We start from the raw sequence: 22700 nt of genomic DNA, 5'->3' as shown, positions 1-22700 counted from the left end.
ATGTTGCTGATGTAAACGTTGAAGCAGCTGCCCTTGAAGATGAAATAATCTCTGAAGAGTTAGACGAACCAGTAGAAGAATTTCTCGAACAATCGCTAGATGAAGCACTTGAAGAGTCGTTGGATGATTCACTTGCATCAAGTGAAGAGACGTTAGCGGGATTAGATGAACTTGATGCGATTGAGCCTGAAGCGGATGAAATAGAAGCGCTTGAATCTGATGAAGCGTCTAGTGAAGCTGAAATTGATGTTGATGATGTAAACGATGAAGCTGCAGCCCTTGAAGACGAAATCATCTCTGAAGAATTAGACGAGCCTGTAGAAGAATCAGTTGAAGAGTCACTTGAAGAATCATTAGATGATTCACCTGTATCTAATGAAGAGGCGTTAGACGAGTTCGATGAACTTGATGCAATTGAGCCAACAGCCTCAGAAGATATTGACGCACTTGAGTCTGATTTAACGGATATTGATGCTAACAACTTCGAAAATTTAACTGAGCAAACGGCCGAGCATGATTTATCGATGCTTGATGAATCTGCATCTGACGTGCAAACAGCAGATGAAGCGTTACTCGATGCACTTGATGGTGACGATGCATTATTAGATGCGCTTGATGAGCCCCTTGAAATAGCTGAGCAGACTGAATCAGTAGAAAGTGATGAGGTAACGGATACGCTTGAGTCAGAGCAATTGCTTGAAGATATGGCTTTTCCTGATGGTGAATCGTTAAGCGACGATGAATTAGAGAATGATCTTAATGACGCGCTTGATATTGGCATCGACGACAGCATTCTATCTGAAGAAAATGTTGATTTTGGTGATGATCCATTAGCAATTGATGTCGATCTCGGTGCTGAAGATGAGCGTCTGTCTGAGCAATTTGAAAGTGACGAGCAATTACGCGCCGATACGCCAAGTCAAACGCTTGATGAATACCCAGAACTTGAACTGGATGAAGCGCTTGAAGAATTGGATGCGCCAGTGTTTGATAACGAGCAACCGTTACCAGAAATTGAACAAGCGCAAGCAATTAATGATGAAGTCATTACAACAGAAGATTTATCAGCGACAGAATCAGAAAATGACGACTTACTTGATGATGATTTGTTAGGTAGTGACTTAGACAATAGCAATGATATGCTAATCGATGAGCTAGAGAGCACTGACTTTGACAGCTTGTTGAATGAATTAGCTGAGCCTGAGCCTATTTCTAGTGAATCTCAGAAAGATTTTGAATTAGATTTTGATTCTTTGCTTGATGAAAAGTCAGAAGCGCAACCGTTTGAAGTAGAAGAGATTGATACTGCCGAATCAGATTATTTAGATATTGATGATCTGCTTGACGAAAGTGATGACTTAGATGTCGATAATGAGCCTTATCAAAATGTTGATATGGACGTTGGTTTAGGTGATTTTGACGATTTACTGGCAGGGGAAGATTCGCTCGATGTAGATACCGAGAACCAAGGCTTTTCTGCAAAACTAGACCTTGCCCGCGCGTACCTTGAAATTAACGATTCAGAAAGTGCGCTGAAAGTTATTGACGAAGTGATCAAAGACGGACCGCCAGAAGTACAAGACGAAGCGATTGCATTAAAACAGCAACTGTCTTAAGTTTAATTTGAAAAAGCCCGCATAGCGGGCTTTTTTATACTTGGTATCAAGGCAAGCTCTCGGTATAATTAGGGTTTTTCAAATTCACGGAATAGTGTTCATGCGAGTCGCTCTAGGCGTAGAATATGATGGTTCTCAGTACAGTGGTTGGCAGCGCCAACAACACGTAAACAGTGTACAAGAAGAGCTCGAAAACGCGCTTTCAAAGATCTGTAACGAAAAAATAGAAGTGACTTGTGCGGGTAGAACCGATGCTGGTGTACATGGAACAGGGCAGGTAGTGCATTTTGATACCACCGCTGACAGAGCCATGGTGGCGTTTACGCTCGGTGTGAATGCCAACTTACCGGATGCCATTGCAATTCGCTGGGCAAAACAAGTAAGTGAAGACTTTCATGCGCGTTATAGCGCAACAGCAAGACGCTATCGCTACATTATATATAACAGTACTTATCGACCAGGCATTTTACGTTCGGGTCTTAGTCATTATCACCACCCACTCGATGTAAAACAAATGCAGTTAGCTGCGCCTTATTTGTTGGGCGAGCAAGATTTTACATCGGTGCGCGCTGTGCATTGTCAATCAAAAACGCCGTTTCGAAACATTCTGCATTTAAATGTTGAACGTTATAACGACTTTATTGTGATTGATATTAAAGCCAATGCGTTTGTGCATCACATGGTACGAAATATTGCCGGATGTTTAATTGATATTGGCCAAGGCAAGTACCCACCAGAGTGGATGCAACACGTATTAGCGCTTAAAGATCGCACCCAGGCATCTGCAACGGCAAAGCCTGGTGGGTTATATTTAGTGGAAGTGGATTATCCTGAACATTTTGAAATACCTAAATCGAATCCAGGGCCGCTATTTTTACCAAATAGCTTATAAAAAAACCGATTAATTAACACAATTTAGCGACATATTAGACCAGTTTTTTATACCTTAGTCGCACGATTAGTGTTTTAATTGCAAAAATTTTCTGTGTAGTTCAAAGCAGATATAGCAGTGAGAGAGATTTAAATGAGCTGGTTAGAAAAAATCTTACCAAAAACAACCAAGTCTACGGGTCGTAAAGAAATTCCTGAAGGTGTTTGGGCTAAATGTGGTGATTGTGACACGATCGTTTACAAGGCAGAACTAGAAAAACAACAACATGTTTGCCCTAAATGTGATCATCATATGCGTATCGGCGCACGTAAACGTCTTGAGCAGTTTTTAGATGACGGTGAGCGTCTAGAGCTTGGCCAAGAGTTTGAGCCAAAAGATGTTTTAAAATTTAAAGACTCAAAGAAATACTCAGACCGTATTTCAAGCGCACAAAAAGTAAGTGGCGAAAAAGACGCACTTGTTGCGATGACTGGCCGCTTAAAAGGTGTACCGGTTGCTGCTGTGGCATTTGAATTCTCATTTATGGGTGGTTCAATGGCATCGGTTGTTGGTGCGCGCTTTGTTGAAGCAGTTAACAAATGCTTAGAGCATAAAATGCCGCTAATTTGTTTCTCTGCATCAGGTGGTGCACGTATGCAAGAAGCCCTTATGTCACTAATGCAAATGGCAAAAACCAGTGCTGCACTGGACAAAATGAGCGAGCAAGGCTTGCCGTTTATTTCTGTACTTACTGACCCAACTATGGGTGGTGTTTCTGCATCATTAGCAATGCTAGGTGATATTAATATTGCTGAGCCGAAAGCACTAATTGGTTTTGCCGGTCCGCGTGTAATTGAGCAAACAGTACGTGAAACGTTACCAGAAGGTTTTCAGCGTTCTGAGTTCCTTTTAGAGCACGGCGCAATTGATATGATTGTTGACCGTCGTGAAATGCGTGACACCATTGCACGCCTAGTTGCGAAATATATGCACTTGCCGTCAACTGAACAAGAGCATAGAATTGCATAATCTAAACTGATTTAGCAACTTATTGCACTATGACACATGTTGTACCAAGCCAATCATCGAGTCTAGATGATTGGCTTTGTTATTTAGAAAGTATTCATCCTTCAAACATTGATATGGGTTTAACGCGCGTTCGCCTGGTCGGTGAAAAGCTCGGTTATACCACACTTCCTAATGTTATTTTAATCGCAGGTACCAATGGTAAAGGCACAACAGCACGTTGTTTAGAAGCCTTATTACTATCTCAAGGTTATTCAGTTGGCACTTATGCATCTCCCCATTTAATTCGTTATAACGAACGTGTACGTATTAATGGTTCGGAATTATCAGACCAAGATCATGTTGCAGCGTTTCATGCGCTAGAGCAGGGGCGTGGTGATATTAGTCTGACTTATTTTGAATTTGGTACACTGGCGGCACTTGAAGTATTTAAGCAAAAACAGCCAGATTACATTTTGTTAGAAGTAGGATTAGGCGGGCGCTTAGACGCAACTAATATTGTAGAGCCTATCGCTTCTGTTATTACTACTATCGATTTAGACCATAAAGAATACTTAGGTGATACACGTGAGTTGGTCGGTCGCGAAAAAGCAGGTATTTTCAGAGCTAATGCACCTGCGATTGTTGGTGATTTGGCTATACCAAGCTCTATTTGGCAATATGCAAAAGAGCTGGGCACACAGGTAACTGCGGCACAGCAAAACTATTCATTTGCACTGACAGCTGATTTGCTAACATACCAAAATGGCGATTTAACTTTGTCTTTACCGGTACCGAATATTCCAGCGCAAAATGTGGCAACGGCGATTACAACGCTTTACACATTAGGTTTGCTGCCAAATGAAAATACCATTTGTGATGTATTGACTAACCTTACGGTTGAAGGACGTTTTCAATGCTTGAGCGAACAGCCGCTGGTGTATGCAGATGTTGCACATAACCCTGAATCGGCACGATATTTAGCATCGAAATTAGCGACATTTCAAGCACAGGGAAAAACGATTATTGCACTTGCCGGTATGTTGCAAGACAAAGATCAAAAAGCCGTGTTCAATGCGGTTAAGTCAAATATTGATCAATGGCATTTAGCCAATCTAACGTGCTTTAGAGGCGATAAAGCCGATAATTTATTACAGCAATTACACAGTGAAGTGGACACGGCAAACGCAACAATTCATGACAGTGTGGCAAGCGGCTTGCAAACGGTTTTAGCAAATATGACCGAAGATCAGTTGCTAATTGTATTTGGCTCATTCTACACTGTGGCTGATGCAATCGCGTTTTGGCAAAATAAGGAGTAAAGGTGAATAGTCAATTTATCAATCGCTTAGTGGGTACGGTTATTGTTGTAACAGCGGCGATTGTATTTATTCCTAATATATTAGATGGCGAAAAAGTACAAAAACGCGAAACGTTTAAAGATATACCTGAACGCCCAGAATTTAAAGCTATCGATTTAGATCCAGAACCAGATCAAGTGCTTGCACGCGAGTCATTGCCAAGTACGCCAGTGATTGAAGAAGCCGCAATCGATGAAGGCGAAAATTCGCCATTCAATATTGATTTGGTTGAAAAAGCGCAAAATGAAGCTGAGTTTACGGAAGAAAAGAAAGTCGCAACGGTTGATTTAGGTGAAACACCAACAGTGAACGATACTAAGGTTGAACCAAAAGTTGCGGTTAAACGACCTGAAAAAAGTAATCTTGAGGATTTCGCTTGGGTGATTCAATTAGGTAGTTTTTCGCATAAAGCGAACGTTGAATCGTTACTAGCGAAGCTTAAAGGTGCGGGCTTTACCGCATTTACAAAACCGATTAAAACCCCATCAGGCACACTAACAAAAGTGTTTGTAGGGCCTGAGCTTGATAAGCAAAAGTTAGAATCACAATTACCCCAATTGAAAAAATTAACCAAGCTGAATGGCCGAGTGACACAATTTGAAATCACAAATTGAGCTGGCAATTAGGCGTAAGCTTATATAAAATGCGCGCGAAACATAAAAGGGCAGGTTAATATGATCTGGGTAGATTACACCATTTTGGGTATCATCGGACTTTCATCCTTAGTAAGTTTGATGCGCGGCTTTGTTAAAGAAGCAATGTCGCTTGCTGTATGGATCGCTGCCTTTTTTATCTCAAGCATGTTTTATGAACATCTCGCCGTCTTCCTTGCTGACACTATCTCCGAACCCCTAGTACGTAATGGCGCTGCAATCGCAATCTTGTTTTTCTCTACCTTGATTGTTGGCAGTTTAGTGAATTATGTACTTGGAGAACTCGTTCAGCGCACAGGTTTATCAGGTACAGACCGAATTATTGGTTTAGTGTTTGGCGCATTGCGTGGCGTGCTCATAATTAGTGCACTATTATTTTTTCTCGATGCTTTCACCAGTGCCCCAAGTAAAGACTGGTGGAGTAGTTCAAGTTTAATTCCAGAGTTTAGCTTTATTATCGAATGGTTTTTTGAATACCTCGAAGATAATTCAAGCTTCTTAACTCAATAACCCCTTATCAGGCGAGGATTTTTCTCATGTGTGGTATCGTTGGTATCGTCGGAACTACCCCGGTAAATCAAACTCTTTATGACGGTTTAACCGTTTTACAACACCGTGGTCAGGATGCGGCGGGTATTATTACCATTGACAATAACACCTTTAGCTTACGTAAAGACAATGGCCTAGTGAAAGATGTATTTCACACACGCCATATGAAGCGTTTACAAGGCGATATGGGTATTGGTCATGTTCGTTACCCAACGGCAGGTTCTTCGAGCTCAGCTGAAGCACAACCGTTCTACGTAAACTCGCCATTCGGTATTGCGCTTGCGCACAATGGCAACTTAACCAATGCAGAAGCGTTAAAAGAAGACTTATTTAAAACAGCAATGCGTCACGTAAATACGACGTCAGACTCTGAAATTTTACTTAACATCTTAGCGCATGAGCTAGCCAAGCCGAATAAACTTGAGCTATCGCCTGAAGATGTATTCACTGCAGTAACAACGGTAAATAGCAAAGTTGTTGGTGGTTACGCGTCAATTGCGATGATTATCGGTCACGGTATGATTGCATTTCGTGATGCTAACGGTATTCGTCCACTTGTATTTGGTAAACGCGAAACTGAGCAGGGTGTTGAGTACATGTTTGCATCAGAAAGCGTTGCACTAGATGCTTGTGGTTTTGAATTTATTCGTGATGTTGCGCCAGGCGAAGCCATTTTTGTATCAAAAGACGGTCAGCTACATTCACAACATTGCGCACAAAATGCAGCATACAGCCCATGTATTTTTGAATTTGTATACTTTGCACGTCCAGATTCGACAATCGATAAAATCTCGGTTTACGCTGCACGTGTAAACATGGGTACTAAACTAGGTGAAAAAGTAAAACGCGAGTGGGCTGACAAAGAAATTGATGTTGTTATTCCAATTCCTGAAACTTCGTGTGATATCGCACTAGAAATGGCAAACGTACTTGAGCTTCCTTATCGTCAGGGCTTCGTTAAAAACCGTTACATCGGTCGTACCTTTATTATGCCTGGTCAAGAAATGCGTAAAAAATCGGTTCGCCGTAAGCTAAATGCCATCGCACAAGAGTTTAAAAGTAAAAACGTATTACTTGTAGATGACTCAATTGTACGTGGTACAACATCGGCACAGATTGTTGAAATGGCGCGCGAAGCAGGTGCTAAAAATGTTTATTTCGCATCAGCAGCACCGGAAATTCGTTTCCCTAACGTATATGGTGTTGATATGCCATCAGCGCAAGAACTGATTGCGCATGGCCGCGAAGTTGAAGACATCAATGCAAGCATTGGTGCAGATGGACTAATTTATCAATCGCTGCCTGATCTTATTAGTGCAGTAAGCAAAGAAAACCCTGAAATTACTAATTTTGAAACATCTGTATTCGATGGTAACTATGTTACAGGTGATATTGACCAAGCTTATTTAAATCGTATCGATGCACTGCGTAATGATGCAGCTAAATCTGGTCGCGAATCAGCGATGTCATCGGGTTTAGAATTGCATAACCAAGATGCGAGTGAATAATTTCTAAGAAGTAAATCGATAAAAAAGGAGCTATTTAGCTCCTTTTTGTTTTTTTAACTATATAGTTTGCTGGAAATAGGAATTTATTGGGTTTAGCCCGATGTAAACATAGGGCCAAAACCCGATGTCCACATAATCGCGGTTGCCGCAAGAATTATCACCAGTAACACTAAACCGCAGGTCACTACTGAACTTGCGTAAATAAAGCCTCGCTCTTCAGGAATGTGCATTAAAATAGGTACGCCGGTATACAATAAGTAGACTGAGTAAGCGACCGCGCCACAACCCACAATCACGATAAACCATAGCTCTGGATATACCGCCGCTAGTGCCGACATGAAAATAGGTGTTGAAGTGTAAGCGGCAAGCTCAAGTGTTTGTGTATAACTTGGCTCTGCACCAAACGTAATTGCCATCCAATGTGCTAGGTAGGCGAGTGTAAATACGCCGGCAATGAGGGCGAAGTACATTGATATAGCAAGTAGCATTGCGCTTGATTCAGTTAAGAAAATCCGGTCGCCTACGCCAACACTCCAGCCTAAGTAAACCGATGAAAAATACCCCATAATGCTTGGTACTAAAGCAATCAGTAAAATATGTGACATGCTGTATCCAAAGCTTTCGTGGCGAGCATCAATTGTTTGCCATTCTTCTTTTGGGTGAGCATATAAGCCCCAAAGATGATTTAATATCATAGTGTGTTCCTTGTATTACCCTACACGGATTGGCTAATGTGGTTTTTGACTTCAAATTCATCACTTAGCGTTTGTTGTTTTTTTAAACAAGCTCACTACTACTTATTGGTTATTGTTAATAAAATGTCAAGAAATATAATTTAAGGTTGCTTTTGAAATCTGATAAAGATCAATCTAAGCAAAGGCGGTGCAAGAAGAATCAAGACTTAGTTTAAGTTGTTATGATAAAATTAATTATTATTCATTTTTGTCTAACATAGATATGAGTCTAGCGAAATATCAGGAACTACTTGCGCCCATTTATCAGTTTTTACAGTGTGAAACTCCCGATGAATGGATCACTGAAGCCAAAAAAGCAGAAAACTTACCGGTTTTATTACTCGATCATTTAATTTGTGAATTAAAAGCTGGGCAAACGGCTATGTGGTTAATTCGTAAATATGCCGCAGACAAAAAAAGTGGCGAAGCCTTACTTGAATGGTTTCAGCCATACGAGAAGTTTGTCTATAAAAAAGAAGGTTCGCTTGAATCCTTGGCTGAACATTACAAATTAAGTAAAGAAATTGTTCCAAAGAGTGACTCTAACTTTGGTCAAGACTTAATTGATAAAATGGTATTGCTAATTAAAGAAGAGCTTCATCATTTTTACCAAGTATTAGAGATAATGGCTGCTCGTGGTATTGATTATGAAAATATTACGGCAAGCCGTTACGCTAAAGGCATGATGACTCATGTACGTACTCACGAGCCTGCGATTTTGGTAGATAAACTGATTTGTGGCGCTTACATTGAGGCACGTTCTTGCGAGCGTTTTGCCAAGCTCGCACCACACTTAGATGATGAACTGTGTAAGTTCTATATTTCATTGCTTCGCTCAGAAGCGCGTCATTATGAAGATTATCTGGCCCTTGCAGAGCAAGTTGCCGGAGAAGATATTTCCGATCGCGTAAAGTTTTTCGGTGAAATAGAAGCCGAACTTATTTCATCACCGGATGATGATTTTAAATTTCACAGTGGAAAACCAAAAGAGCGCAGTTAGCGCTCTTTTTGATTGTGTTACATTTTATAAAGGCTCACTAATCAGTTTAATGCCTTGTTGTGATGCCTCGATATACCATAAATCAGTATACCAATCGCCAAGTACATAGCGCGTTTTATTATTATCATACTTATGTACATTAGGGCGGTGAGTGTGGCCGTGGATCATCTGGCTGACGTTAAATTTAGTAAAGATGTCACTCACAGCTTGCTCGTTAACATCCATAATGGCCTGTGACTTCATTTTTTTTGATTGTTTGCTGTGCGCACGAATCTTAGCCGCTTTTTTTTGGCGAAAACTGAGCGGTAAATTAAGCATTAATGTTTGCCACCACCAAGAGCGACTCTTTTTACGGAATTTTTGGTATTCGATATCGTCGGTGCAGAGCTCATCGCCATGACAAACTAGCGTTGGCGTGCCGTATAAATTAATGATTGTTTGCTCTGGCAGGAGCGTCATATTGCAGGCTTTGGCGTAGCGCTTTTTAATTAAAAAGTCGCGATTACCATGGGTAAAATAGAGTTTTACCCCTGCCTGACTCAATTCGTTTAATTCATTGGCAACTTTTTGATTGAGTGCTGTTTGATTGTCATCGCCAATCCAGGCTTCAAAAAAGTCACCCAAAATATACAGGGCATCTACCGATTTTGCGTTCTGCTTTAAGTTATCTATAAAGTTAAAAAAGCCTTGATTGATCAAGGAGGTGTCGTCGCTTAAGTGCAGATCTGCAATAAAGTAGGTTTTATTCATAGTAGGTAAGAATTTGCCCCAGTTACCCGAGGCAAATATGCTTATTAAGCGTCGATAGTTGCGCTTTCAATCACAACTGAATCAAGCGGCACGTCTTGGTGGAAACCATAACTACCTGTTGGTACTGCTTTGATTTTCTCTACGATGTCCATGCCTTCAACAATCTCGCCAAATACACAGTAACCCCAACCTTGCGATGTTTCGCTAGTGAAGTTTAAGAAGTCATTGTTGTTCACATTAATGAAAAACTGTGCTGTTGCTGAGTGTGGATCTGGCGTACGCGCCATTGCAACCGTGCCTACTTTGTTTTCTAGGCCGTTATTTGCTTCGTTTTCAATTGGTGCTTGTACGTCTTTTTGTTCCATGTCAGCAGTGAAACCACCACCTTGAACCATAAAGCCGTCAATAACACGGTGAAAGATAGTACCGTCGTAAAAACCCGATTTTACGTAGTTAATAAAGTTTTCTACTGTTTTCGGTGCTTTTTCTGCATTTAAAGCGATTTTGATGTCGCCAAAATTGGTTTTAATAGTAACCATGTTTATTCCAACTGTTAGTTTTTAATAAGTGTCAGGCTATTTTATAAAATATCTGGTAATAGAACAAAGAAAGATTTATCCGTAAACCACAACCATGTTAAAATGCGGCTTTAGTATGCGCAAACATAGAGGAAATTATAAATGTTGCAGATTTACAACACACTTACACGACAAAAAGAAGCCTTTAAACCACTTGTAGCTGGCAAAGTAGGCATGTATGTGTGTGGTATCACCATTTATGATTACTGTCACGTTGGTCATGCACGCACATATGTGTCGTTTGATGTGATGAATCGTTTTCTTCGCCACAGTGGCTTTGATGTTACTTATGTACGTAATATCACAGACGTTGATGATAAAATTATTAAACGTGCAAACGAAAATGGTGAAGCAATTGATGCGCTAACCGTACGTATGACCAAAGCGATGCACGAAGATTTTGATGCGCTGAATATGTTGCCCGCTGATATCGAGCCAACAGTAACCGGTCATATGGATGAAATCATTGAGATGATTGAACGTTTGATTGAAAAAAAGAATGCCTATGTAGCAAGCAATGGTGATGTGCTTTTCGATGTATCAACCTTTGAGCAGTACGGTTCACTGTCGCAGCAAGATTTAGATATGTTGCAAGCAGGTGCGCGCGTAGACGTTGCTGAAGGCAAAGACGATCCACTTGATTTTGTTCTTTGGAAAAAAGCCAAAGTAGACGAACCATCATGGTCAAGTCCGTGGGGTGAAGGCCGCCCAGGTTGGCATATTGAGTGTTCAGCAATGAGCAACAAGCATTTAGGCGCGCATTTTGATATTCACGGTGGTGGTTCAGATTTACAATTCCCTCACCATGAAAATGAAATTGCCCAGTCATGCTGCGCTACCGGTGAAAAGTATGTGAATACGTGGATCCACACTGGCATGGTACAAGTAAATAAAGAAAAAATGTCTAAGTCGTTAGGCAACTTCTTTACACTGCGTGATGTACTGAAAGAGTATGACCGTGAATCGGTACGCTTTTTCTTAATTAACGGTCATTATCGTAGTCAGCTAAATTACTCAACCGAGAATTTAGAACAAGCGCGTGCAGCAATGGAGCGTATCTATACTGCACTTCGTGGTGTTGAGGTGGTCGAAACTTCACTTGAAAATGACTATGTAGCACGCTTTAACACTGCGATGAATGATGATTTCAATACGCCTGAAGCACTACCTGTTATTTTTGAACTGGCAAAAGAAATTAACCGTTTAAAAGATGAAGATGCGAACCAAGCTGGTCAACTTGCATTTATTCTTAAAACACTCGGTGAAATTCTAGGTATCGCACAGCAAAATCCTGAAAGCTTTTTGCAAGGCGAACAAGCTGATGATGAAGTAGCAGAAATTGAAGCGCTGATTTTACAGCGTAATCAAGCACGTGCTGACAAAAACTGGGCACTAGCAGATGAAGCCCGTGATAAGCTAACCGCTATGGGTGTTGTGCTAGAGGATAGCGCAGGTAAAACAACGTGGCGTAAAGCTTAACGATTTAAGCTATTAATAATAAAAAAGGTTGCCACGGCAACCTTTTTTATTAGAGTGAACTCTAAACTCTAGCTGTGATATGTCTCACATGCTTCAAGCGTGTTAGCAATTAAGCTTGCCACTGTCATTGGGCCAACACCACCTGGTACAGGGGTAATAAAGCTGGCGTTTTCAGCGGCAACATCATATGCCACATCACCCACTAATTGACCTGACTCTAGACGGTTAATACCTACATCAATAACAATGGCGCCTTTTTTAATCCACTCACCAGGAATAAATTCAGCTTTACCTACTGCCACAACAACTAAGTCGGCACGGCGAACATGCTCTTCAAGGTTTTTAGTAAACTTATGACAAACGGTTGTTGTACAACCAGCAAGTAACAATTCTAACGCCATTGGGCGACCTACAATATTAGATGCACCAACAACTACTGCGTCCATACCTTTGTATTTAACGCCAGTTGAATCAAGCAATGTAATAATACCTTTAGGCGTACATGGACGAAGCGCAGGCATACGCTGTGCTAATCGACCTACGTTATAAGGGTGGAAGCCATCAACATCTTTATGTGGTGTAATTCCTTCTAAGATTTGCTCTGCATCTAAACCTTCAGGTAACGGCAGCTGTACTAAGATACCGTCAACTTCTGAGTCATTGTTTAGCTGTTCTACTAAATCGAGTAGTTGCTGTTGTGTTGCATCACCCGGTAAATCGAACGACTTAGACACAAAACCCACTTCTTCACATGCTTTACGTTTTGAGCCAACATAAACTTGACTAGCAGGATCTTGACCTACTAACACAACCGCTAGGCCGGGGGCGCGTAGTCCTTGTGTTTTACGTTCTGCTACACGTTCTGCAACAGATGTTCTAACTTGTTTTGCAATTGCTTTGCCGTCAATGATGTTTGCTGACATTAAAAAACCTACATATAAGATACTAAAGTGTGGAGTGGGGCGCATTTTCTCATGAATTTAAACAATAGCCAACAGGTGTTAGCGGACAAATGTCCGATATGTTTGATTGTCTTTTATGCGTTAAAGTCATGCTTTTAACAAAATGTGAACACTTAGGGTTAAATTTAACCAGTTGAACAGTTTTTTCAAAAAAAAGGTTTGACGGGGCAAGGTCAAATCACTATTATGCACCCCGTTGTTTACGAGCACTCACATGAATGTTCAAAACAGTCGGCGTTTAGCGCAGCTTGGTAGCGCACTTGGTTTGGGTCCAAGGGGTCGCAGGTTCAAATCCTGCAACGCCGACCACTTTTTTATAAAGGGTTTCTGCACGTAAGGTGTGGTTCGAAATGCGCCCGTAGCTCAGCCGGATAGAGCAACGGCCTTCTAAGCCGTCGGTCGAAGGTTCGAATCCTTCCGGGTGCGCCATTTTATAAAAGTAAACAACACACTGCATAAAGTAGTGGCGGCTGTAGCTCAGTTGGTAGAGCCCTGGATTGTGATTCCGGTTGTCGCGAGTTCAAGTCTCGTCAGTCGCCCCATCTTACTTTAGTACTGTTTCGGCGTTTAGCGCAGCTTGGTAGCGCACTTGGTTTGGGTCCAAGGGGTCGCAGGTTCAAATCCTGCAACGCCGACCATTTTTACAGTACACGCATCTTATTGTCGGCGTTTAGCGCAGCTTGGTAGCGCACTTGGTTTGGGTCCAAGGGGTCGCAGGTTCAAATCCTGCAACGCCGACCACTTTATCTCCCTCAAAAATCTTTAATTTCACTTCAAAATTCATCGAAATTATTCATGTTTTTATCCATTTTCATTAATTTCACTAGGATGCTCGACTATCTCAATTATTGCGTTATAATGCCGCGTCTAAAGTTTAACTTGAAACGCTTCATACCAATCTGATAAGCAAATTTGATGGTTTGATTATCAGATTGGTATTAGGGTTATTCCACAGTGAGCAATAAAGCGATACAAACTCTTTTTTGCACATGTCACTGGGTAAAGGAAGGCGTAAAAAACGCCATATTTAAAAGATTGAGGTAAAACATGCAAGTTTCTGTTGAGACTACTCAAGGCCTAGAGCGCCGCATTACAATCACTGTTCCAGCTGAGAACATTGATACAGAAGTTAAAAAACGCTTACAACAACTTTCAAAAACACAGCGTATCGATGGTTTCCGTCCAGGCAAGGTTCCTGTGTCAATCATCAATAAGCGTTATGGTGCAGCAGTACGTCAAGAAGTTGCTGGTGACCTTATGCAACGTCAGTACATTGATGCGGTAATCGCTGAGAAACTAAACCCAGCTGGCGCGCCTTCATTCGAGCCAAAAACGCTTGAAGCTGGTAAAGACCTAGAATTCTCTGCAACTTTTGAGGTTTACCCAGAAGTTGAAATCAAAGATTTAGAAAAAATCTCAGTAGAGAAGCCAGTTGCAGAAGTAACTGACGCAGATCTTGAAAACATGCTTGTAACACTTCGCAAGCAGCACGCTACTTGGGTTGAGACTGAAGAAGCAGCTGCTGAAGAAAGCCGTGTAACAATCGATTTCGTTGGTACTATCGACGGTGAAGATTTTGAAGGCGGTAAAGCTGAAAACTTCCCACTAGAACTTGGTCAAGGGCGTATGATCCCTGGTTTCGAAGACGGTATCGTTGGTAAAAAAGCGGGCGAAGAAGTTGTTGTTGACGTAACGTTCCCTGAAGAATACCACGCAGAAAACCTTAAAGGTAAGCCTGCTCAGTTCACTATCACTGTAAACAAAGTTGAAGCTCAAGAACTTCCTGAACTTACAGATGAGTTCGCAGTAACATTCGGTGTTGCAGAAGGCGGTTTAGACGCACTTAAAGAAGAAGTGAAGAAAAACATGAGCCGTGAACTTGACCAAGCTGTTAAAGCACAGGTTAAAGATCAGGTAATCAAAGGTCTTCTTGAAACTAACGAAATCGAAGCGCCTAAAGCACTTATCGGTCAAGAAATCGACGTACTTCGTCAGCAAGCGGCACAACGTTTTGGCGGCGACGCTAAAAACATGCCTGAGCTTCCAGCTGAGCTATTCCAAGAGCAAGCAGCGACTCGCGTAAAGACTGGCCTACTTTTAGGTGAAGTAATCAAGTCAAACGAGATCACAGCTGACGACGCTAAAGTTGAAGAGCTAATCGCAACTATGGCTTCAGCATACGAAGATCCGACTGAAGTTGTTGAGTACTACAAGTCAAACGAGCAACTTATGCAACAGATGCGTAATGTAGCACTTGAAGAAGCTGCAATCGATTCAGTACTTGCAAAAGCAACTGTTTCAGAAGTAGCAAAAGGCTTTGACGACATCATGAATCCACAAGCTGCGCAATAAGTCATTGACTTAAACGTTAGCTAACGATTAAATGGCTCGTGTATCTCTGCAAAATTTGCAGTTTGTACCGGGCCATTTTTATTGCCGGTAATCTGATAATCAGTTGGAATATTAATTCCGCATAGTTTCAGCGTCATATGTTAACAAAATTACGTTTGGACTTTGTTAGCACAAAAGGAAAGTATTAATAATGTTAAATAACCCAGTCGATCCTTTAAATGCATTAGTGCCTATGGTAGTTGAGCAAACTGCTAAAGGTGAGCGCTCATACGACATCTATTCGCGATTATTAAAAGAACGTGTTATCTTTCTAACAGGTCAAGTTGAAGACAATATGGCTAACTTAATTGTGGCTCAATTATTGTTTTTAGAATCAGAAAACCCTGAAAAAGACATTTTTATTTATATTAACTCGCCAGGTGGCTCGGTTACTGCGGGTATGGCAATTTACGATACCATGAAGTTTATCAAGCCAAATATCAGTACGGTATGTATGGGTCAAGCGGCAAGCATGGGCGCATTTTTGTTATCAGGTGGTACTAAAGGCAAACGTTTCTGTTTACCAAATTCTCGTGTGATGATTCACCAACCACTGGGTGGCTTCCAAGGTCAGGCATCTGATTTTGAAATTCATGCTAAAGAAATTTTATCAATCAAAGATAAACTAAATAGATTAATGGCCGAGCACACTGGACAGCCGTTAGAAGTTGTATCGAATGATACAGATCGTGACAACTTTATGAGTGCTCAGCAAGCAGTTGACTACGGCTTAGTTGACGGCATACTTTCACAGCGAGATTAATTTAGCGTTGCTAATAAACCTTTGCCATAATGGTAAAGCAGCTCGTTGTAAACAAACGCCTTTTATTTAGGTAAAATAAAAGGTCGGGAAGAATATTAAGAGGTAGCTTAATGTCTGAAAATCGGAGTGACGGCGATAAGAGCGGAAAATTACTCTACTGCTCATTTTGCGGTAAAAGCCAGCACGAAGTTCGTAAACTTATCGCAGGACCATCTGTGTATATCTGTGATGAGTGTGTTGAACTGTGTAATGACATTATTCGTGAAGAAGTAAAAGATATTGCGCCAGCACAAGCTAGCCAAGATCGCTTACCAACACCAAAAGAAATTCGTAGTAACTTAGATGACTATGTAATTGGTCAAGAGCATGCGAAGAAAGTACTTTCGGTTGCAGTATACAATCACTACAAACGTTTACGTCATTTAACTGGCAAAAACCCTGTAGAGCTAGGTAAAAGTAATATTTTGCTTATCGGTCCAACAGGTAGTGGTAAAACATTACTTGCTGAAACCATGGCTAAGCTACTTGATGTACCATTTACGATGGCAGATGCAACCACGTTAACTGAAGCAGGTTACGTGGGTGAAGATGTAGAAAACATCATTCAAAAGCTGCTACAGAAATGTGATTACGATGTTGAAAAAGCGCAGCGTGGTATTGTTTATATTGATGAAATTGACAAAATTTCACGTAAAGCAGACAACCCATCGATTACTCGTGATGTATCGGGTGAAGGTGTGCAGCAAGCATTACTTAAGCTAATTGAAGGTACGGTAGCGTCAGTTCCACCACAAGGTGGCCGTAAGCATCCACAGCAAGAGTTTCTGCAAGTAGATACATCTAAAATCTTATTTATCTGTGGCGGTGCATTTGCAGGCCTAGATAAAGTGATTGAAGCGCGTGGTAGCAAAAATACCGGTATTGGCTTTGGTGTCGATGTAAAATCAAGCGATTCAAAACGTTCACTTACGGAAGCGTTCCAAGATGTTGAACCGGAAGACTTGGTTAAATATGGTCTTATTCCTGAGTTTATTGGTCGTCTACCGGTTGTTGCAACACTAGGTGAACTTGACGAGGCTGCACTTGTGCAAATCTTAAGTGAGCCGAAAAACGCATTAACCAAGCAATATGGTTCATTGTTTGAAATGGAAAACGTTGAGCTAGAATTCCGCGAAGACGCACTTAAAGCGATTGCGCATAAAGCAATGGAGCGCAAAACAGGTGCACGTGGCCTACGTTCAATTGTTGAAGGTGTACTGCTTGATACTATGTACGAGTTACCATCAATGGATGAAGTATCGAAAGTCGTAATCGATGAAACAGTAATCAAAGGTGAGTCAGACCCAATTCTGATTTACGAGAATGCAACGCCTGATAAAGCAGTATCAGAATAGTTGTTTGATTATTGAACGAAAAAGGGGCCAAATGGCTCCTTTTTTTATAAAAGCATTGATCTCTTGATTAACTATCCCCATATTCACAAATAATCTAAAAATTTATAATTTGCTGACTAAACTGAATACAGTTTAAAAAAGCTAAAGTTACCAGTTTTACGCAAGGAACAAGTATGACCCTTGAACGTACCGATACGATTGAAATTCCAGTTCTCGCACTACGCGATGTAGTTGTGTATCCACACATGGTTATTCCGCTCTTTGTTGGCCGTGAAAAGTCAATAAAATGCTTAGAAGCCGCAATGGATAATGATAAGCAAGTGTTGCTTGTTGCACAAAAAGACTCAAATATCGATGAGCCAGAAGCGTCAGATATTTATGAAGTAGGCACAGTTGCCACTATTTTACAGTTATTAAAACTGCCAGATGGTACTGTTAAGGTACTTGTTGAAGGTACGCAACGTGCTGCAGTAAAAGAATTTGTAAGCACTGATGAGTTTTTTGTTGCGACTGCCGAGTTTTTAGAATCAACCGAAATCCCAGAAGCTGAGCAAGATGTATTTATGCGCAGCGCTGTAAGCCAGTTTGAAGGCTACGTTAAGCTAAACAAAAAGATTGCACCAGAAGTATTGAGCTCAGTGCAAGGTATTGAAGAAACAGCGCGCCTAGCTGATACCATGGCTGCACATATGCCACTAAAAGTGTCTGAAAAGCAAAAAGCGCTCGAATACGCTGATGTTAAAGAGCGTTTAGAGTTTTTAATGGCGCTGATGGAAGGCGAAATCGACTTATTGCAAGTTGAGAAGAAGATTCGCTCACGCGTTAAAAAGCAAATGGAAAAAAGCCAGCGTGAGTATTACCTCAATGAGCAGATGAAAGCGATTCAAAAAGAATTAGGTGACATGGATGATGTACCTGATGAGTTTGAAGGCTTAACCAAAAAAATTGAAGAAGCGGCAATGCCGGCAGAAGCAGAAGAGAAGACCAAGTCTGAGCTAAACAAGCTGAAGATGATGTCACCAATGTCTGCTGAGGCGACCGTGGTACGTACTTACATTGATACAATGATAGGTGTACCTTGGAAAAAACGCTCTAAGGTTAAAAAAGACCTCGCGAAAGCAGAGGAGATTTTAGATGCCGATCACTATGGTCTTGATAAAGTTAAAGAACGCATTATTGAGTATCTAGCAGTACAACACCGTACCAATAAGCTAAAAGGCCCAATTTTGTGTTTAGTGGGTCCTCCTGGTGTTGGTAAAACGTCACTAGGCCAATCAATTGCTCGCTCAACAGGCCGTAAGTATGTGCGTATGGCGCTCGGTGGTGTGCGTGATGAAGCTGAAATTCGCGGTCACCGTCGTACTTACATCGGCTCGATGCCGGGTAAAATCGTACAGAATATGTCGAAAGTAGGCGTTAAAAACCCGTTATTCTTATTAGATGAAATCGATAAAATGTCGTCTGATATGCGTGGTGATCCGTCATCTGCATTATTAGAAGTACTTGATCCTGAACAAAATACAAGCTTTAACGACCACTACTTAGAAGTGGATTACGACTTAAGTGATGTAATGTTTGTGGCAACATCAAACAGCTTCAATATTCCAGGTCCGTTACTGGATCGTATGGAAGTTATTCGTCTTTCTGGTTACACCGAAGATGAAAAGCTGAATATCTCGATTCGTCACTTAATTCCAAAGCAAATTAAACGCAATGGATTAAAAGAATCTGAAATTTCAATTGAAGACAGTGCAATTATTGGCATTATACGTTACTACACCCGTGAAGCAGGTGTGCGTAGCTTAGAGCGCGAAATTTCAAAGTTATGTCGTAAAGCAGTTAAAAATATTTTACTAGATAAGTCGCTGAAACAAGTTGTCATTAACGAAGACAACCTAGAAGACTACTTAGGTGTTAAGCGCCATGATTACGGCAAAGCGGAAGATAGCAACAAAGTAGGCCAGGTAACCGGTCTTGCATGGACTGAAGTAGGCGGTGACTTGCTGACTATCGAATGTGCTTCAATGGCGGGCAAAGGTAAGCTTAACTACACAGGTTCACTTGGCGATGTAATGCAAGAGTCGATTCAAGCGGCAATGACAGTCGTACGTAGTCGTGCTGAAGCGCTGCGCATTAATGAAGATTTCTACGAAAAACGCGATATTCACGTTCATGTACCAGAAGGTGCGACACCAAAAGATGGCCCAAGTGCGGGTATTGCAATGGTGACAGGACTTGTATCGAGCTTAATGGGCAATCCAGTGCGCTCAGAAGTGGCGATGACAGGTGAAATCACTTTACGCGGTGAAGTATTGCCAATTGGCGGCTTAAAAGAAAAACTGTTAGCGGCACACCGTGGTGGCATTAAGACCGTGATTATTCCAAAAGAGAATGAGCGTGACTTAAAAGAGATCCCAGAAAACGTAATGGAAGGGCTTTCTATCCACCCTGTTAAGCGAATTGAAGAGGTACTTGAACTCGCTTTAGCTGAGCCAATTGCTAGTTTTTCAATCGAAACGGCAAAAAATTAAAAAAATTCATCAAAAACCGTCGAAAAGGGCTTTTCAAATAAAATGTCTGTGCTAATTTAGGCACTGTAATTTTGCTAGCCCTTTAAATACGGTGATTAGCGCGAATTTTTATTGTTAATTTAACGCATTATTTTGGTGCATTAACTTAGCCTTTGTGTGGTCTTATACCACGATTAAATAATAACAATGGAAGGGGATGATATAGTGAATAAGTCTCAACTAGTTGATCAAATCGCAACAGATGCAGATATTTCTAAAGCAGCGGCAGGCCGTGCGTTAGATTCATTTATCGAATCAGTAACAGGTGCACTAAAAGACGGTGACTCTGTTGCATTAGTAGGTTTTGGTACTTTCTCAGTACGTGAGCGTGCTGCTCGTACAGGCCGTAACCCACAAACTGGTGAATCAATTGAGATTGCTGCAGCAAATATTCCATCTTTTAAAGCGGGTAAAGCGCTAAAAGACGCAGTAAACTAATTGACTGTAGAAGGCTAAACTTGCCAATTTCAAAATAACCTTTGAAACAGCAATTTTAATCTTCAAGTAAAAAGGCGCATCTGCTAAGATGCGCTTTTTACATATATAGCGTGCTGTAATTTCAGTCTGAAATTGACACTGAAACAGAATAAAAGAGAAAAACAATGCTAGAGAGAATTAGAGAAGGCTCACAAGGTGCTACGGCAAAAGTCATTTTAACCTTAGTGATTATATCATTTGCTCTTGCCGGTATTGGTAGTTATTTAGGTCAACCTACGGAAACGCCTGTTGCAACTGTCAATGGCAAGGAAATTAGCCAGATGAGCTTCGCTCGTGCTTACGAGAATGAACGCAGTCGTCTAGAGCAGCAATTTGGTGAATATTTTTCACAAATCGCGTCAGACCCTGCATATGTTGCACGTATGCGTGAAAACGTAATGCAACGTCTAGTGCAACAAGAACTACAAATGCAACTTGCACAAGAACTAGGCCTGCGTGTAAGCGACGAAGCAATCAAAAAAGAAATCCGCAATATTCCTGCATTTCAAGTTGCTGGTCAGTTTAATAATGATCGTTACCTTCAAGTAATTCGCCAAATGAACTATCAGCCTGATGGTTTCCGCGATTACTTACGTAAAGAAATGACGCTAAACCAATTAGCGACAGCGTTAATTGCAACTGACTTCACGTTAGATAACGAGCTTGCGAGTGCAGTAAAACTGCAGAACCAATTACGTGATATTGAAACTGTGACGTTAAGCGCGGCAAACTTCAAAGCAGACGTAACGGTTTCAGAAGACGAAATTAAAGAATACTATCAGCTTAATCAAAACCAGTTTATGGCACCTGAAATGGTGGCATTAGAGTACATTGAGTTAAAAGGTTCAGAGCTACCACTTGAAGAGGCGGTAACAGACGCTGAAGTTGCGGCTAATTACGAAGAAAATAAGGCACTATACATGGAGCCTGAGCGTCGCCGTGTTGCACATATTCTTGTTGAGAACTTAGAAGACGATGCAGCTGCACAAGCAAAAGCGGAAGAAATTTTAGCTGAGTTACAAAACGGTGCTGATTTTGAAAAGCTAGCTGAAGAAAAGTCAGATGACTTAGTCAGCGCGGAGCTAGGTGGTGATCTTGATTGGATCGACCGCGATATGATGGACCCTGAGTTTGAAACGGCAGCGTTCGCGCTTGAAAGCGTAGGCGATATTTCTGAAATCATTAAAACAGAATTCGGTTACCACATCATTAAACTAACAGATTACGAGCCAGAGCAAGTAAAAGAACTTGCTGAAGTATCTGCAGACATCAAGGCGCAGTTAGAACTTGATAAACGTTTAAATCAATTTTATGAAGTACAAACACGTGTTGCAGATCTTGCATTTGAAGTTGCAGACAGCTTAGCAGATGCAGCAGAAGTTGCAGGTGTTGAAGTTAAGAGCACTGAGTTATTCTCACGTAATAACGCACCAGCGCCACTTAACAACCCTAATGTGTTAAACACAGCATTTTCGGTAGAGATTTTAGAAGATGGTGTTAACTCTGAGCTGATTGAAATTGCTGATGAACACATTGTATTTATTCGTGCAAAAGAACATAAAGCGGCAGCGGTAAAACCACTTGAAGAAGTAACCGCGGGTATTCAATTAACACTTGAGAACCAAAAAGCGAGCGAACTTGCAAAATCTAAAGCACAAGAGTTATTCGCAAGCCTACAAGCAGGTACTGCACTTAGCGAAATCGCAACACAAGCAAATGCTGAAGTAGTTGCGACTGAAGCGGTAACACGTCAGTCATTTGCACCATCATATGAAGTAGTTCAAGCTGCATTTAAAATGCCAACACCTAGTGATGCGCAAAGCGCTGAGCTAGTAACACTTGGTAACGGTGATGTTAGCTTAGTTGTGTTAAATAAAGTGTATGACGCACCAGCGGCAGAAATTAACGACCAACTACGTGATGGCATTGCACGTCAGCAAATGAATAAACATTATGAGAGCTTTATCGAAGCGTTAAAAGATGATGCTGAAGTGAAAACAGCAGCAGTTGAAACGCAAGAGCCAAATTTATAATGTTTC

Annotated in this window: 19 protein-coding genes and 5 tRNA genes; 20 read left to right on the top strand and 4 right to left on the bottom strand. The window is 41.2% G+C overall.

From position 1 onward, the window contains the following. From AN214_RS11740 to purF, 7 genes are all read left to right on the top strand, one after another. A partial coding sequence (locus tag AN214_RS11740) for a FimV/HubP family polar landmark protein (RefSeq protein ID WP_327077694.1) occupies positions 1–1616 on the top strand: 1616 nt, incomplete at its 5' end. A gap of 100 nt (positions 1617–1716) precedes the next feature. Further along, on the top strand, positions 1717–2508 hold the full coding sequence (gene truA, locus AN214_RS11735) for a tRNA pseudouridine(38-40) synthase TruA (RefSeq protein WP_054979893.1): 792 nt from the start codon (positions 1717–1719) through the stop codon (positions 2506–2508). Positions 2509–2640: 132 nt separating this feature from the next. Then, a complete protein-coding gene (gene accD / locus AN214_RS11730; protein WP_010559658.1) occupies positions 2641–3516 on the top strand; it encodes an acetyl-CoA carboxylase, carboxyltransferase subunit beta in 876 nt (291 codons plus the stop codon). A 29-nt stretch (positions 3517–3545) separates the two neighbouring features. Beyond that, positions 3546–4814 (top strand): bifunctional tetrahydrofolate synthase/dihydrofolate synthase, encoded by a 1269-nt coding sequence (gene folC / locus AN214_RS11725; RefSeq protein ID WP_054979892.1) that lies wholly within the window; start codon positions 3546–3548, stop codon positions 4812–4814. Positions 4815–4816: 2 nt separating this feature from the next. Continuing rightward, the gene (locus AN214_RS11720) at positions 4817–5467 is read left to right on the top strand and encodes an SPOR domain-containing protein (RefSeq protein ID WP_054979891.1); all 651 of its coding nucleotides are present in this window, start codon (positions 4817–4819) and stop codon (positions 5465–5467) included. A 60-nt stretch (positions 5468–5527) separates the two neighbouring features. Then, positions 5528–6016: a CvpA family protein gene (locus tag AN214_RS11715; protein WP_010559661.1), complete on the top strand. Its 489-nt coding sequence runs from the start codon at positions 5528–5530 to the stop codon at positions 6014–6016. A 26-nt stretch (positions 6017–6042) separates the two neighbouring features. Then, positions 6043–7563, top strand: coding sequence for an amidophosphoribosyltransferase (gene purF, locus AN214_RS11710; protein ID WP_054979890.1), 1521 nt, complete (start codon positions 6043–6045; stop codon positions 7561–7563). 92 nt (positions 7564–7655) lie between these two features. On the opposite strand, the gene AN214_RS11705 is transcribed toward purF, so the two are convergent. After that, on the bottom strand, positions 7656–8258 hold the full coding sequence (locus AN214_RS11705; RefSeq protein ID WP_010559663.1) for a Yip1 family protein: 603 nt from the start codon (positions 8256–8258) through the stop codon (positions 7656–7658). Between the two features lie 262 nt (positions 8259–8520). On the opposite strand from AN214_RS11705, the gene miaE reads away from it, so the two are divergent. Then, a complete protein-coding gene (miaE, locus tag AN214_RS11700) occupies positions 8521–9297 on the top strand; it encodes a tRNA isopentenyl-2-thiomethyl-A-37 hydroxylase MiaE (protein WP_054979900.1) in 777 nt (258 codons plus the stop codon). 24 nt (positions 9298–9321) lie between these two features. Here miaE and AN214_RS11695 read toward each other — a convergent pair whose 3' ends face one another. Together AN214_RS11695 and AN214_RS11690 are read right to left on the bottom strand one after the other, a co-directional pair. Then, complete coding sequence (locus AN214_RS11695; RefSeq protein ID WP_054979889.1) at positions 9322–10047, bottom strand: UDP-2,3-diacylglucosamine diphosphatase; 726 nt, start codon at positions 10045–10047, stop codon at positions 9322–9324. Positions 10048–10091: 44 nt separating this feature from the next. Continuing rightward, positions 10092–10586: a peptidylprolyl isomerase gene (locus AN214_RS11690; protein WP_054979888.1), complete on the bottom strand. Its 495-nt coding sequence runs from the start codon at positions 10584–10586 to the stop codon at positions 10092–10094. Between the two features lie 141 nt (positions 10587–10727). On the opposite strand from AN214_RS11690, the gene cysS reads away from it, so the two are divergent. Next, a complete protein-coding gene (gene cysS / locus AN214_RS11685; protein ID WP_054979887.1) occupies positions 10728–12104 on the top strand; it encodes a cysteine--tRNA ligase in 1377 nt (458 codons plus the stop codon). Between the two features lie 68 nt (positions 12105–12172). On the opposite strand, the gene folD is transcribed toward cysS, so the two are convergent. Beyond that, on the bottom strand, positions 12173–13027 hold the full coding sequence (gene folD / locus AN214_RS11680) for a bifunctional methylenetetrahydrofolate dehydrogenase/methenyltetrahydrofolate cyclohydrolase FolD (RefSeq protein WP_054979886.1): 855 nt from the start codon (positions 13025–13027) through the stop codon (positions 12173–12175). Between the two features lie 271 nt (positions 13028–13298). On the opposite strand from folD, the gene AN214_RS11675 reads away from it, so the two are divergent. The 11 genes from AN214_RS11675 to AN214_RS11625 all read left to right on the top strand — a co-directional run bounded on the left by AN214_RS11675 (position 13299) and on the right by AN214_RS11625 (position 22694). Next, a tRNA-Pro gene (locus tag AN214_RS11675) sits at positions 13299–13375 on the top strand. Positions 13376–13418: 43 nt separating this feature from the next. Next, positions 13419–13495 (top strand) — tRNA-Arg (locus tag AN214_RS11670). Positions 13496–13532: 37 nt separating this feature from the next. Beyond that, positions 13533–13608 (top strand) — tRNA-His (locus tag AN214_RS11665). Positions 13609–13627: 19 nt separating this feature from the next. Next, positions 13628–13704, top strand: a tRNA-Pro gene (locus AN214_RS11660). Positions 13705–13730: 26 nt separating this feature from the next. Continuing rightward, positions 13731–13807: transfer RNA gene (locus AN214_RS11655), tRNA-Pro, on the top strand. Positions 13808–14113: 306 nt separating this feature from the next. Next, positions 14114–15418, top strand: coding sequence for a trigger factor (gene tig, locus AN214_RS11650; protein WP_054979885.1), 1305 nt, complete (start codon positions 14114–14116; stop codon positions 15416–15418). 190 nt (positions 15419–15608) lie between these two features. Continuing rightward, positions 15609–16220: an ATP-dependent Clp endopeptidase proteolytic subunit ClpP gene (clpP, locus tag AN214_RS11645; protein WP_054979884.1), complete on the top strand. Its 612-nt coding sequence runs from the start codon at positions 15609–15611 to the stop codon at positions 16218–16220. 110 nt (positions 16221–16330) lie between these two features. Beyond that, the gene (gene clpX, locus AN214_RS11640) at positions 16331–17614 is read left to right on the top strand and encodes an ATP-dependent protease ATP-binding subunit ClpX (protein WP_054979883.1); all 1284 of its coding nucleotides are present in this window, start codon (positions 16331–16333) and stop codon (positions 17612–17614) included. 173 nt (positions 17615–17787) lie between these two features. Next, entirely contained in the window at positions 17788–20145 is a 2358-nt protein-coding gene (gene lon / locus AN214_RS11635) for an endopeptidase La (protein ID WP_054979882.1), read from the top strand. A gap of 204 nt (positions 20146–20349) precedes the next feature. Continuing rightward, positions 20350–20622, top strand: a complete 273-nt coding sequence (gene hupB / locus AN214_RS11630) for a nucleoid-associated protein HU-beta (RefSeq protein ID WP_010559673.1) — start codon at positions 20350–20352, stop codon at positions 20620–20622. Between the two features lie 164 nt (positions 20623–20786). After that, entirely contained in the window at positions 20787–22694 is a 1908-nt protein-coding gene (locus AN214_RS11625) for a SurA N-terminal domain-containing protein (RefSeq protein WP_054979881.1), read from the top strand. The last annotated feature ends 6 nt before the right edge of the window (positions 22695–22700 follow it).

It is taken from the genome of Pseudoalteromonas sp. P1-9, from assembly GCF_001399975.1.
GTDB lineage: Bacteria > Pseudomonadota > Gammaproteobacteria > Enterobacterales > Alteromonadaceae > Pseudoalteromonas.
This window is presented reverse-complemented; position numbering and strand designations above follow the sequence as displayed.

Excerpts from the sequence above, each read along its gene's own strand:
- truA (WP_054979893.1), top strand. The coding sequence starts at position 1,717 with ATGCGAGTCGCTCTAGGCGTAGAATATGATGGTTCTCAGTACAGTGGT.
- accD (WP_010559658.1), top strand. The coding sequence starts at position 2,641 with ATGAGCTGGTTAGAAAAAATCTTACCAAAAACAACCAAGTCTACGGGT.
- folC (WP_054979892.1), top strand. The coding sequence starts at position 3,546 with ATGACACATGTTGTACCAAGCCAATCATCGAGTCTAGATGATTGGCTT.
- AN214_RS11715 (WP_010559661.1), top strand. The coding sequence starts at position 5,528 with ATGATCTGGGTAGATTACACCATTTTGGGTATCATCGGACTTTCATCC.
- purF (WP_054979890.1), top strand. The coding sequence starts at position 6,043 with ATGTGTGGTATCGTTGGTATCGTCGGAACTACCCCGGTAAATCAAACT.
- AN214_RS11705 (WP_010559663.1), bottom strand. The coding sequence starts at position 8,258 with ATGATATTAAATCATCTTTGGGGCTTATATGCTCACCCAAAAGAAGAA.
- miaE (WP_054979900.1), top strand. The coding sequence starts at position 8,521 with ATGAGTCTAGCGAAATATCAGGAACTACTTGCGCCCATTTATCAGTTT.
- AN214_RS11695 (WP_054979889.1), bottom strand. The coding sequence starts at position 10,047 with ATGAATAAAACCTACTTTATTGCAGATCTGCACTTAAGCGACGACACC.
- AN214_RS11690 (WP_054979888.1), bottom strand. The coding sequence starts at position 10,586 with ATGGTTACTATTAAAACCAATTTTGGCGACATCAAAATCGCTTTAAAT.
- cysS (WP_054979887.1), top strand. The coding sequence starts at position 10,728 with ATGTTGCAGATTTACAACACACTTACACGACAAAAAGAAGCCTTTAAA.
- folD (WP_054979886.1), bottom strand. The coding sequence starts at position 13,027 with ATGTCAGCAAACATCATTGACGGCAAAGCAATTGCAAAACAAGTTAGA.
- tig (WP_054979885.1), top strand. The coding sequence starts at position 14,114 with ATGCAAGTTTCTGTTGAGACTACTCAAGGCCTAGAGCGCCGCATTACA.
- clpP (WP_054979884.1), top strand. The coding sequence starts at position 15,609 with ATGTTAAATAACCCAGTCGATCCTTTAAATGCATTAGTGCCTATGGTA.
- clpX (WP_054979883.1), top strand. The coding sequence starts at position 16,331 with ATGTCTGAAAATCGGAGTGACGGCGATAAGAGCGGAAAATTACTCTAC.
- lon (WP_054979882.1), top strand. The coding sequence starts at position 17,788 with ATGACCCTTGAACGTACCGATACGATTGAAATTCCAGTTCTCGCACTA.
- AN214_RS11625 (WP_054979881.1), top strand. The coding sequence starts at position 20,787 with ATGCTAGAGAGAATTAGAGAAGGCTCACAAGGTGCTACGGCAAAAGTC.